At 68.9% G+C, this 11,903-nt stretch carries 10 protein-coding genes and 1 tRNA gene; 2 read left to right on the forward strand and 9 right to left on the reverse strand.

The genetic code is table 11. The features are described from left to right. Window positions 1-173 precede the first annotated feature (173 nt). The 5 genes from C0461_RS01250 to C0461_RS01270 all read right to left on the reverse strand — a co-directional run bounded on the left by C0461_RS01250 (window position 174) and on the right by C0461_RS01270 (window position 7,731). On the reverse strand, window positions 174-2,147 hold the full coding sequence (locus tag C0461_RS01250) for an acetyl/propionyl/methylcrotonyl-CoA carboxylase subunit alpha (protein ID WP_292103261.1): 1,974 nt from the start codon (window positions 2,145-2,147) through the stop codon (window positions 174-176). A gap of 46 nt (window positions 2,148-2,193) precedes the next feature. Next, entirely contained in the window at window positions 2,194-4,080 is a 1,887-nt protein-coding gene (locus C0461_RS01255; RefSeq protein ID WP_292103262.1) for a beta-propeller domain-containing protein, read from the reverse strand. A 64-nt stretch (window positions 4,081-4,144) separates the two neighbouring features. Beyond that, window positions 4,145-5,203 carry a DUF3667 domain-containing protein gene (locus C0461_RS01260; RefSeq protein WP_292103264.1) on the reverse strand — a complete coding sequence of 353 codons (1,059 nt, stop codon included), beginning with the start codon at window positions 5,201-5,203 and terminating at the stop codon, window positions 4,145-4,147. A gap of 21 nt (window positions 5,204-5,224) precedes the next feature. Next, window positions 5,225-6,121, reverse strand: coding sequence for an enoyl-CoA hydratase-related protein (locus C0461_RS01265; RefSeq protein ID WP_292103265.1), 897 nt, complete (start codon window positions 6,119-6,121; stop codon window positions 5,225-5,227). 17 nt (window positions 6,122-6,138) lie between these two features. After that, on the reverse strand, window positions 6,139-7,731 hold the full coding sequence (locus C0461_RS01270; RefSeq protein WP_292103266.1) for a carboxyl transferase domain-containing protein: 1,593 nt from the start codon (window positions 7,729-7,731) through the stop codon (window positions 6,139-6,141). Between the two features lie 194 nt (window positions 7,732-7,925). Between C0461_RS01270 and C0461_RS01275 the strand changes: the two genes are divergently transcribed. Further along, complete coding sequence (locus C0461_RS01275) at window positions 7,926-8,243, forward strand: hypothetical protein (RefSeq protein WP_292103267.1); 318 nt, start codon at window positions 7,926-7,928, stop codon at window positions 8,241-8,243. 4 nt (window positions 8,244-8,247) lie between these two features. On the opposite strand, the gene C0461_RS01280 is transcribed toward C0461_RS01275, so the two are convergent. The 4 genes from C0461_RS01280 to C0461_RS01295 form a co-directional block, all read right to left on the reverse strand. Then, window positions 8,248-9,573, reverse strand: a complete 1,326-nt coding sequence (locus C0461_RS01280; protein WP_292103268.1) for a glycosyltransferase family A protein — start codon at window positions 9,571-9,573, stop codon at window positions 8,248-8,250. A 31-nt stretch (window positions 9,574-9,604) separates the two neighbouring features. Continuing rightward, a tRNA-Val gene (locus C0461_RS01285) sits at window positions 9,605-9,679 on the reverse strand. Between the two features lie 83 nt (window positions 9,680-9,762). Beyond that, window positions 9,763-10,197 carry a thioesterase family protein gene (locus C0461_RS01290; protein WP_292103269.1) on the reverse strand — a complete coding sequence of 145 codons (435 nt, stop codon included), beginning with the start codon at window positions 10,195-10,197 and terminating at the stop codon, window positions 9,763-9,765. Then, on the reverse strand, window positions 10,194-11,327 hold the full coding sequence (locus C0461_RS01295) for an iron-containing alcohol dehydrogenase (RefSeq protein ID WP_292103271.1): 1,134 nt from the start codon (window positions 11,325-11,327) through the stop codon (window positions 10,194-10,196). Before C0461_RS01295 ends, C0461_RS01290 begins: the two co-directional genes overlap by 4 nt. 101 nt (window positions 11,328-11,428) lie before the next feature. Between C0461_RS01295 and C0461_RS01300 the strand changes: the two genes are divergently transcribed. Next, window positions 11,429-11,899 (forward strand): GNAT family N-acetyltransferase, encoded by a 471-nt coding sequence (locus C0461_RS01300; RefSeq protein WP_292103273.1) that lies wholly within the window; start codon window positions 11,429-11,431, stop codon window positions 11,897-11,899. The last annotated feature ends 4 nt before the right edge of the window (window positions 11,900-11,903 follow it).

The following is an 11,903-nucleotide window of genomic DNA, read 5'->3' on the forward strand; positions in this document are numbered from 1 at the left end:
TTCGGGACACATGGGCGGGCAGATTTCCGACCACGCCTTTCCGCTCACCCCAGCGAAGGCTGGGGTCCAGATGGCGAACTCTGGGCGTGCCGGATTGAAGACGCCTTCGCCCAAGCCGCCTCAGTCTTACGATCTGGACCCCAGCCTTCGCTGGGGTGAGCGGTGGAATAAAGCTACGCAGCGTCTTCCGACGCCGTGATGGTCGCCAGCACCGCGCCGTCGGTCACCTGATCGCCCACCGCGACGCCCAGTTCGCCCACCACCCCGTCGAAGGGCGCGGTCAGGGCGTGCTCCATCTTCATGGCTTCCAGCACGACGATGGACTGGCCCTTGGCGACGGTCTGGCCGGGCTCGGCCGAGACGGCGACGATCTTGCCGGGCATGGGCGCGCGGAGGGAGCCGTCGGAGGCGGCGGCGGTGGCTGACCCGCCGACGGGCCCGAAATCAAAGACGGAGACGTCGCCGTTGCGGAAAGTCCGGATAACGGTCTCGCCATGCGTCGTCGGCAGAGGCTCGCCGGCGTCCAGATCGCTGTAATCCAGTGGGGCGCCATCAACTGTGAATTCGAAGTCCCAATCGCCAGCGCGTTGCACCACACTGATCTCCGCCTCGCGCGGCGTACCGTCCTGCCTGAACTTCAGACGTGCCGACTGCCGCTCGCCGTTGAGCCGGAACCCGAAAAGATGCGCGGGAGAAGGGCCCCAAAGGTCGTTGTCGTGAGCGGCGCCGACGAAGTCTTCAACCTTCCAGCCCAAGGCGGCGGTCAGCGGCAAATCACTCGCCGGCGCGGAGAGAAGAGTCTCCTCCTCCGCGCCGATGAAGCCCGTGTCCACATCCCCCTCCACGAAGCGCGGGTGCTCCAGGCAGCGCACGAGGAAGCCAGCGTTGGTTTTCACCGGCCAGACCTCGACTGCGGCACAAGCTTCGGCCAGCGCTTCGGCCGCCTCTTCCCGCGTCTCCGCCTGCACGATCAGCTTGGCGATCATGGGATCGTAGTGCTGGCTGACTTCGCCTCCCTGCTCCACGCCGGTGTCGACCCGGGCGTCGTCCGGCATGACAAAATGCTCAAGCTTGCCGATGCTCGGCAGAAAGCCGTTGGCCGGGTCCTCGGCGTAGAGGCGGGCCTCCATGGCCCAGCCGTCCAGCTGGATCTTGTCCTGTTGAAGCGGCAGGGGCTCGCCCGCAGCCACGCGGAACTGCCATTCCACCAGATCGACGCCCGTGATCGCCTCGGTGACCGGGTGCTCCACCTGCAGACGGGTGTTCATCTCCATGAACCAGATGCGGTCGGGCTTGAGGCCCTCGGAGGCGTCGGCGATGAACTCGATTGTGCCGGCGCCCACATAGTTCACCGCCTTGGCCGCGCGAACGGCGGCGTCGGTGACGGCCTTGCGCGTCTCGGAGTCCATGCCGGGGGCCGGGGCCTCCTCGATCACCTTCTGGTGGCGGCGCTGCAGCGAGCAGTCGCGCTCGTACAGGTGGACGACCTCGCCGGTGGAATCGCCAAACACCTGCACCTCGATGTGGCGCGGGCGGGTGATGTATTTCTCGATCAGGACGCGAGGATCGCCGAACGAGGCCTCCCCTTCCCGCTGGGCGCCCGCGAGACCGGCGGCGAAGTCAGCCGAGCGCTCGACCTTCTTCATGCCCTTGCCGCCGCCGCCGGCGACGGCCTTGATCAGCACCGGATAGCCGATGGCGTCGGCCTCCTTCTGGAGGCGTTCCAGCGACTGGTCCTCGCCCAGATAGCCGGGGGTGACGGGCACGCCTGCCTTGTCCATCAGGGTCTTGGCCGCGTCCTTCAGGCCCATGGCGCGGATGGCGGCGGGCGGCGGGCCGATCCAGACCAGCCCGGCGGCCATGACCGCCTCGGCGAAGTCGGCGTTCTCGGACAGGAAGCCGTAGCCGGGATGGATGGCCTCGGCCCCGGTCTCCTTCGCGGCGGCCAGCACCTTCTTCGCGTCCAGATAGGACTCGCGGGCGGCGGCCGGGCCGATCAACACGGCATCGTCCGCCTCACGCACATGCAGGGCGTCGGCGTCCGCCTCGGAATAGACGGCGATGGTGCGCACGCCCATGGCGCGGGCGGTGCGGAAGACGCGACAGGCGATCTCGCCACGGTTGGCGACCAAAACGGATTTGAACATGGGGCGACCCTATCCCAGACCACGCGATCTGGCGAAAGCCCTGTCGTTACTCCGCAACCGGGACGGACGGGGCGAAGTCGGCCCGGCGTACTTCCTGAACCCCATCGCCCTCCAGACGGCCCTCGACGATCTCGTAGCCCATCAGGGCGAATATCCGGTCGCCGAGGAAGATGGGACGGGCGTTGCCGTACCAGTCCACGCAGGACACCCGGCAGCCGTCGTCGCGGACGCCGTCCCCGGACGCGTCCAGACGCCCGAGCGGGGACAGCGCGCGCGTCTGACGCCGCAGGAACAGCATGGCCGCATGGGGCGTCCACTCGCCCCATTCCTCATCGGGCGGCCGGTTTGACAGTATGGGCAGGCCCAGCAACCCGTCCTCGCCCCCCGCGTCGGGCCGGAAGAAGAAGGCGTGGCTGCGCGACTCCGTCTGGCTGGCGCGGGGCTGAACGTGACGGGGCCCGAGCGTGGGCGCGCCGGATGACAGATCCAGGGTGGTGAAGGTGACCTCTTCCTGTCCGCCGACGGCCAGGGCGTCGCGCCCGATCTGTTCGATGCGCGCCACGCCGTCAGGCAGGTCGAGGAGCACGGGCTCGCCGGGCGCGATGGGGACCGCCACCAATTGGGCGGGCATGGTGGCGGCCGGCTGGCCGTAATAGGCGCCCGGCCCTGTGGTCGTGCTGTAGAAGGCCCAGTCGCCGATGAAGCGGTGGGCGGTGATGAGGCTGTGGTAGAGCCCCTGGCCCGGCGTGAACTGGTAGTCGGACAGCATGGGCGCCCGCGACCCGTCGCCAAAGCGCGACGTGGGCAGGCGCAGCAGGGCAACGCCCGTGGGCTGATCACCCCATTGCGGTATGGATCCGCGCGCGGCCACGAGCATGTCCAGGCGGCCGGCTTCCGTATTGGCGTGGAAGCCTAGCGGACCGAGCGGGGCCTCCCAGACCTGGGCGGCGGTCACCGGACCGCCGTCGTGGCCGAAGCGATAGACGAAAGCGAACTCTCCGATCTCGTGAGCGACCTCGTTCCAGAGATAGGCCGCGTTGTGCGAGACGAAGAAGGTCGCGTAGTCGTCGCCCATGACCATGGTCGCGGCGCAGTCCAGCTCGACCGCCGCCAGGTCGCAGCGATAGACCACATGCATCATCGCGACGTATTCGGCCCCGGCGCGCTGCAGGACGCGCGGCATGTAGACATCCTGGCTGCGGGCGATACGCCGGAACGCCGGTTCGTCCTGGCCCTCGGTCCAGCGGCTGATCCCCGGCAGGGCGTTCAGGACGTCATCCCCGTCGTAGCTGAAGCGCAGCGGTGAATAGACGATCAGCTGCGTCCCGATCAGGCGCGAGGCGTAGTTGCTGTACGAGAAATAGTCGCTGGCCCGCAGCTGATGGCTGTCGACGAAGGTGAAACGCCCCTCGGGCGACAGGCGGAAGCGATTGATCTCGGTCCCGCCGCGCGAATAGCTGAAGCCGATCACCGTCACCATGTCGCCGATGACCAGCATCTCGTCGTACCAGGTGTGGCTGGGATCGACTCCGGGCGCGAAGGCGTCGATGGCGTCCACCGGCTCCAGCGCGCCGTCGGCCATGGAGACGCTGAACACACGGCCCCGGCGCAGGATCACCAGATGCTCGCCGGAGACCTTGACGATGCCGCCCTCGTCGATGCCGGCCAGCTGGGTGTTGGTGATGGAGGGCGCGTTCGGCGTCGCAGGCTGGGCGCCTGGAGGCGGCGGCGGCGCGGGCGGCGGCGGCGGCGCATGGGGCGGCGGCGCACGAACCCTCAGATGGCCCTCACTGTCCGTCAGGAAGCGGATCAGTTCTGCATCAGACCGGAAATTCGGTACCGACTGGGCGACGACCGAACCGGCCGCCCCGATCAGAATGACCCCGAGCACGGCGGCGAAGACGGCCGCCATGGCCGCGTGACATGAACGCATGATCCCCTCCCGGCCCCCGCCGCCGCTACTGTGGCGAACGACGTTCCTCCAGACAAGTCCGGGCTCAGCTCGCCATTTCGTTGAAGGCGAGAAACAGCCACAGCAGCAACATGAAGCTGCCTGCGATGGTGGTGGCCGTGAACAGGACGAACATGCGCAGCAGGGTCATGGCCGTGTTGCTGGCGTAGGCCCCGCGCATGTGGACGAACAGATGCACGGGCGACAGCCACAGCAGGCTCCAGGCGACGGGCCCGATCCCCATGGCCAGCAGGAAAGTCGTGGTGATCAGCAGCAGCTGGAACGACAGGGAGTGCATGGAGAAGATCAGGTGGTCGAACAGGAAGACCTCGCGCCGCCAGAAGAACATACAGGCCAGAATCAGGGCCGAGACCGGCAGCAGGAGCATGACCACCCGCTGGGCCCAGACGGCGAGGAGCAGGGAGAAGCGGCGAGGTTCCGCCCGCATCCCCTCGGCCCGCTCGTTCACCCAGGCCCTGAAAGCCGTGAGGTTTTCACTGTCGGCGGGGTCAGTGGCCTGCTGCTCGACGATCTGGTCGGCTTCCCGGGCCGCCGTAATCCCCGCAACCAGGCCACCCCAATTGCGCTCCAGGGCCGCCTCGGCGATGCGCTTCTCCTCCTCGGTCATGCTTTCGTCCGCGGCGATCTCCGCGCGCGCCTGATCGAGGGCGGACCGGGGATCGGCCGCCGAGGCGCCGGCCTGCCCGACAAACTCGTCGGCGCTGCCTCTGTTCAGGGCGCACTGGCCCACCACGAAGGTGAGCAGGAGGATCACCAGGAACATGCGCAGCGGCGGCACCTGAAAGGCGCGCTTGCCGTCCAGATAGTCGCGGGTCAGGCGGCCGGGGCGCAGGATCAACTGCGGCAGGGTGCGGGCCAGACGGCCGTCCAGATGGAAGAAGCTCTCCAGCGCCTCCTTGCCCAGCTTCCAGAAGGACTTGTGGAAGTCCTCGGCCAGCTGGCCGCAGGCATGGCAGTAGGTCCCGACCAGCGGCGTCTCGCAATTGGCGCAGGGCGTGCCGGGCGGGATGTCCGCCTGTCTGCGCCGGAAGCGCAGCCAGCCCCCCGCCGAGGCCGCCGCCGCGGTCTCCAGTTCGTTGGTCATGCCCCCTGCCCCCGTTATCGGCTACTTCGCCCAGTTCGGCTTGCGCTTGTCGAGGAAGGCGCGGACGCCTTCCTGGCCCTCGACGCTGACGCGCGCGCGGGCGATCAGGCGGGCGGTGTCGTCCATCAGGCCGGAATCAATGCGCCGGTTGGCCACCAGATGGACCACCCGCTTGGCCTCGCCCATGGCGCCGGGCGCGCAGGCGGTCAGGGTGCTGGTGATCTGGTCGATGAAGCCGTGCAGGGCGTCCACGTCGGGCACCACTGCGTCCACCAGCCCCACATGAGCGGCGTAGTCCGCGTCGAAAGGATTGCCCGTCAGGAACAGGGCCCGGGCCCGGCGGGCGCCCACGGCCTCGACCACATAGGGGGCGATGGTGGCGGGGATCAGGCCCAGCTTGACCTCGGAGAAGGCGAAGGTGGCGCTCTTGACCGCCACGGCCATGTCGCAGGCGGCGACGATGCCCGCCCCGCCGCCCATGGCCGCACCCTCGACCAGGGCCACCGTCAGGGCCGGAATGTCGTAGAGCGCCTTGAGCATGTCGGCCAGGCCCATGGCGTCGTCGCGGTTGTCGCTCTCGGACCAGTCGGCCGCGTCACGCATCCAGTTCAGGTCCGCGCCCGCGCTGAACACACCGCCCGCGCCGCGGATGAACACGGCACGCACATGGTCGGCGCCGTGCAGCGTCTCGAACGCCTCGCGCAGGGCCGCGATGGTCGCGGCGTCAAAGGCGTTCTTTTTTGACGGCCGGTTGATGGTGATGAACACCATGCCGTCGGGGGTGGAGTCGATCACCGCCAGCTTGTCGTCGGCGTCCGGCGCGGCGCCCGCCACCAGCGGATGGTTGATGCGGTTCATCTCGGCGGCCTCGGCGTCGGTGACGTCCAGGGCGTTGAGGTCTTCGGGGGTCTGGGCCATGTCTTGCTCCATTGGAATTACATCCTGAACACGCCGAAGGTGGTGTCCGGTATCGGGGCGTTCAGGCTGGCGCTGATGGCCAGGCCCAGGACGTCGCGGGTCTGGGCCGGGTCGATGACGCCGTCGTCCCATAAACGCGCGGTGGCGTAATAGGGGTTGCCCTCGTCCTCGTATTTCTGGCGGATCGGGGCCTTGAAGGCCTCGGCGTCGGCCTCGGACCAGCTGTCGGCGTCGCGATGGACGGTGGCCAGAACGCTGGCGGCCTGCTCGCCGCCCATCACCGAGATGCGGCTGTTGGGCCAGGTGAACAGGAAGCGGGGCGAATAGGCCCGACCGCACATGCCGTAGTTGCCCGCCCCGAAACTGCCGCCGATCAGGACGGTGAATTTGGGCACTTCCGCGCTGGCCACCGCCGTCACCAGCTTGGCCCCGTGCTTGGCGATGCCCTCGGCCTCGTACTTGCCGCCCACCATGAAGCCGGAGATGTTCTGCAGGAACACCAGCGGGATCTTCCGCTTGCAGGCCAGTTCGATGAAGTGGGCGCCCTTCTGGGCGCTCTCGCTGAACAGCACGCCGTTGTTGGCCAGGATGGCCACCGGCTGGCCCCAGATGCGGGCGAAGCCGCAGACCAGCGACGTGCCGTACAGGGCCTTGAACTCGTCGAAGGTTGAGCCGTCGACGACGCGGGCGATGACCTCGCGCACGTCATAGGGGGCCCGCACGTCGTCGGGGATGATGCCGTAGAGCTCTTCCGGATCGAAGGCGGGCGGGACCGGCTCGGCCAGGTCCAGCTCCACCCGCTTGACCGTGTTCAGATTGGCGACGATGTCGCGCACGATCTGCAGGGCGTGTTCATCGTTCTCGGCCACATGGTCCACCACGCCCGACAGGCGGCCGTGGGTCTCGGCGCCGCCCAGCTGTTCGGCGCTGATGACCTCTCCGGTGGCGGCCTTCACCAGCGGCGGGCCGGCCAGGAAGATGGTGCCCTGATTGCGCACGATGACGGTCTCGTCCGACATGGCCGGCACATAGGCGCCGCCGGCGGTGCAGGAGCCCATGACACAGGCGATCTGGGGGATGGACCGGGCCGACATGCGGGCCTGGTTGAAGAAGATGCGGCCGAAATGGTCGCGGTCGGGGAAGACCTCGGCCTGGTGGGGCAGGTTGGCGCCGCCGGAGTCCACCAGATAGACGCACGGCAGATTGTTCTGTTCGGCGATCTCCTGGGCGCGCAGGTGCTTCTTCACCGTCATGGGGAAGTAGGCGCCGCCCTTCACCGTGGGGTCATTGGCCACGATCATGACCTCGCGCCCCGAGACCCGGCCCACGCCGCAGATCATGCCGGCCCCCGGCGCCTCGTCGCCGTACATGCCATTGGCGGCCAGCTGGCCCACCTCGAGGAACGGCGAGCCGGGGTCCAGCAGCCGCTCCACCCGGTCGCGGGGCAGCAGCTTGCCGCGCGAGACGTGGCGCTCGCGGGACTTCTCGGACCCGCCCAGCGCGGCTTTCGCCACCTTGTCGCGCAGCTCGTCGCGCAGGCACCGGTTATGGGCCTCCAGGGTCTTGAAGGCAGGGGAATTGGCGTCGATGGCCGAGGTCAACTTGGGCATGGCGCAGGCATAAACGGCGCCGGGCTCCGGGGAAAGGGCGTGCGTAAACCCGGACCTGTGCCAAGGCGGAACAGGGCCTGATGCATGCCCGCCACAGTCCGGCCCCAATTCGCTCAAGCGAGGTTCATCCGTCCACGGCCATGCTTCGTCTGCTGTCGATTCTGCGTCAGCATCGTCGTGAAGGAGCGATCATCATGGCCGGCAATGGCAAGACTGAACCGAACCTGCGCGTGGTGAATGCCGAGGCCGAGGTCTATGACCTGATGCGCAAGCCCGAGACCACGGGCGAGCGGGTCAGGCGTCTGCAGCTGGAGGCCCGCGCCCTCGCCGTCGAGCAGGTCGAGACGCTGGAGCGGCTGCTGCTAGAGGCGACGGCCCTGTCGAAAGAGATCGCCGAGGGCGGCGACGCCTATCCGGTGGGCGCCCGCGAGATCGCGTCCCGGCTGGTCGCCGACCTGCCGACCAAGGTCGAGACCATGAAACAGATCATCGGCCGGATGCCGGTGAAGTAGAGCCTCAGAGCAGGATCTTCTTCGGCGACCGGAACGGCTGGGCGCCCACCTCAAGGCGCAGGGCGCCGGGCGTGCGCAGGTTGCGGGCGTGCCAGAAGGACCAGCGCTCCCAATAGATCAGCCGGTCCAGATTGAAACCCCCGGCGCCGAAGCCGCTGTCCTTCGCCCCCGTCAGGGAATCGGCGCGCCAGGCGCCCAGGATCAGCGGCGTGCGCGAGATGGCGACGCGACGGGGGCCGAACAGCTGCACCAGCCGCCACCAGTATTCATTGTCGGCACCGCTGAGCACCTGATGGAAATAGCCGGCGCGCCTCATGACCGGTTCGCGCTCGAACATCAGGGTCGACGGGGCCCAGCGGGTCAGGGGCCAGACGCCCCGGGCGTGGATTTCGCCTTCGGCGTCCACACGCAGGCTGCGGCCGGAATGTGCGGTCAGTTTGCGCGCCCGCATCTCGGCCACCTGACGGGCCAGCCGGTCCGGGTGGGCCCATTCATCGGAGTCCTGAACCGCCACCCAATGTCCTTCGGCCCGGGCCAGAGCGGCGTTGCGGGCGGTGTAGGCGCCGCCCCGTTCGGACTGGCGGATCAGGACGAAGCGCGGATCACCATTGGCGGCGGCCAGCGCCCGCTCGGCGGTGTCGTCAGTGGAGGCGTCATCAACGAACAGGAACTCCAGGTTGCGCCAGCTCTGGTCCAGCACCGAGCGCACCGCCGCCGCGACCCAGCGGGAGGCGTTCCGCGACGGCATGATGACGCTGATCAGGGGGCCGTCGACGGCGGGCGAGGCGTCGGCGCGGGCGTTGACGACACTGACAGGGAGGGCCGGATCGAGGGGCTCGGGCGGCGACAGGCTCCACGCCCCGTAGCCCTCGCACCATGCGAGGTGGGCCTTTGCCGGATCGTGGCGGTCCAGCGAAGCGCACAGAAAGCCGGCCTGCGGGCCCAAGGCGGTGTCCAGGGTGCGCCGCGCGTCATCCCCGCGCCCCGCGGCCAGCATCAAGGCCGCGCGCAGGGAGGCGTCGGGGCCTGCGTATTTGGTCAGGGCCAGGGCCGGATCGAACGCGCTGAGGGACAGGGCCAGATCATGCTCGGGCCGGGGCGCGACGGTGCGGGCGACGTCCAGCGCCTCCCCTGCCCGGCCGGTCGCGGTCAGGCACCGGATACGCTCCACCGGAAAGGCGCGGGCGGCGGCGGGATCGCGGTCGAATGCGCGCGCAGCCAGCCGGTGCAACTCCAGCCGCGACAGGGCGACCGGATCGCCCATGGCGCCCATGGCCAGGGCGGCGGAGCGGCGGCGCTGTCGGATCAGAAGACGGGCGATCGGGTTCATCAAACCGGACATCCCTCGCCGCTTGGGAAAATGGTGGATGCGACAGGGATTGAACCTGTGACCCCCTCGGTGTGAACGAGGTGCTCTCCCGCTGAGCTACGCATCCATCCGGACCGGGTTCGAAGGCTCGAACCGTCGGGAGGCGCGGACATAGCCCGGTCGCCGGGCGGGCGCAAGACCCGTGCGCGGTCAGGCGACGACCAGCGCCTCCAGCACCTTTCGCACGGCGTCGGGAATGGGGACCGGGCGGCGGGTTTCGCGGTTCACATAGACATGGGTGAAGTGACCGAAGGCGGCGGCGTCGGGCTCGTCGTTTCGGAACAGGCCGACTTCATAGCGCACGCTGCTGGTCCCGATGCGGGCCACGCGAAGCCCGGCGTCCACCCGGTCGGGAAAGGTGATGGGGGCGGCGTAGCGGCAGCCGGTCTCGATAACCAGGCCGATGACGGGGCTGATGGCGGGGTCCAGCACCCCCTGCTCGATCAGGTGCGCGTTCACCGCCGTGTCGAAGAAGCTGTAATAGACCACATTGTTGACGTGGCCGTAGACGTCGTTGTCCATCCAGCGCGTGGTGATGGACCGCAGGACCGGGAAGTCGGCGCGGATCGGCAGCGGCTCGCTCACAGGGCTTCCTCATACAGGGCGCGGGCGTCGGCGAGCGTCACCTCGCGCGGATTGTTGATCAGCAGGCGCTGCACCTGCATGGCGTCATGGGCCAGATGGTCCAGATGCTGGACCTCGACCCCGAGGTCAGACAGGCGCTGCTCCATGGGCATCTCGGCGGTCAGGGCGGCGATCTCGTCCACGAAGGCGGCGGCGTCCGGGTTCAGCCCGATGGCGGCGGCCAGTTCGGCGTAGAGCGGCCCGGCGGCGGGCAGGTTGAACCGCAGCACCGGCCCCAGCACCAGGGCGTTGGACAGGCCGTGGGGCGCATGGAATATCCCGCCGATGGGATAGGCCAGGGCGTGGACGGCGGCCACCGGCGCATTGGCGAAGGCCATGCCCGCCAGCAGCGACCCCTGCAGCATGGCCCGTCGCGCCGGCAGGTCAGAGCCGTCAGCGATGACCCGGCGGATGTTGGCGTGCAGCAGCTTGAGCGCCGCGACGGCCAGGCTGTCGGACACCGGGTTCTTCTTGTGTTTCGATGTGTAGGCCTCGATGGCGTGGACCATGGCGTCGATCCCGGTCATGGCCGTGACGCGCGGCGGCAGGCCCGTGGTCAGGGTCGCATCGAGGATGGCCGCGTCGGGATACAGCAGGGGCGAGACCACCCCCTTCTTCTGGTCGACGGGGGTGGTGACGATGGCGATGCTGGTGACTTCCGACCCGGTGCCCGCCGTGGTGGGAACCTGAATCAGCGGCAGGCGCGGCCCCCGAGCCAGACCGATGCCGTAGATGTCGGGCAGGGCCTGATCGGTCCCCGCCAGCAGGGCCACCAGCTTGGCGGTGTCCAGCGACGAGCCGCCACCCAGGCCCACCACGCCGTCGGCATCCGCTTCCCGCGCCGCCGCCACGGCCGCCATGATCGAGGCCTCCGGCGGGTCGGCCAGCACATCGCTGAAGACTGTGGCGGTCACACCCGCCGCGTCCAGGGCGTCCAGAATCGGCTGGACCACGCCCGCGCCGACCAGTCCCGCGTCGGTGACGATGAACGGGCGGGTCACGCCGATGCCGTTCAGGAATTCCGCCAGCTTCAGGGCAGCGCCGTCCTCGCACAGGATTCTCGGCGTGGTCTCGAACGAAAAGCCGGTCATGGTCGCATCCTCCGGGCCGCAGCCAAGCGCGGATGGCGGGCGGCTGCAAGATCACCCAGGGTCAACTGGCGCGCGCGGATCAAGCGTGGCAATGGGCCGGGATGACCGTCGTTCACATCCGCCCCTACACGCCAGCCGATCTGGACACGTTGATCGCCCTGTTCAACGGGGCGGTGCGGCGCGTGGCCGGGCGGGACTACACGCCCGCGCAGATCGCGGCCTGGGCGCCCGGGACGCCGGACCGGGCGGCATGGGCGGCGCGTCTGCTGGGGCGGCCCACACTGGTGGCGGAAATCGAGGGCGTGATCGCCGGTTTCAGCGATCTGGAGCCGGACGGCCACATCGACATGCTGTTCGTGGACGCGGATCATCAGGGCCGCGGCGTGGCGGGCGCCCTGCTGGACCGGATCGAGGCCATGGCGCGGGATCAGGGTCTGGCGCGGCTGTTCACAGAGGCCAGCATCACCGCCCGTCCGGTGTTCGAACATCGCGGCTTCCATATCGTGGCCGCCCAGGACGTGGCGCTGCGGGGCCAGACCTTGCGCAATTACCGGATGGCCAAGGCGCTCTGAGCGC

This window comes from Brevundimonas sp. (assembly GCF_013823285.1).
Classification (GTDB): domain Bacteria; phylum Pseudomonadota; class Alphaproteobacteria; order Caulobacterales; family Caulobacteraceae; genus Brevundimonas.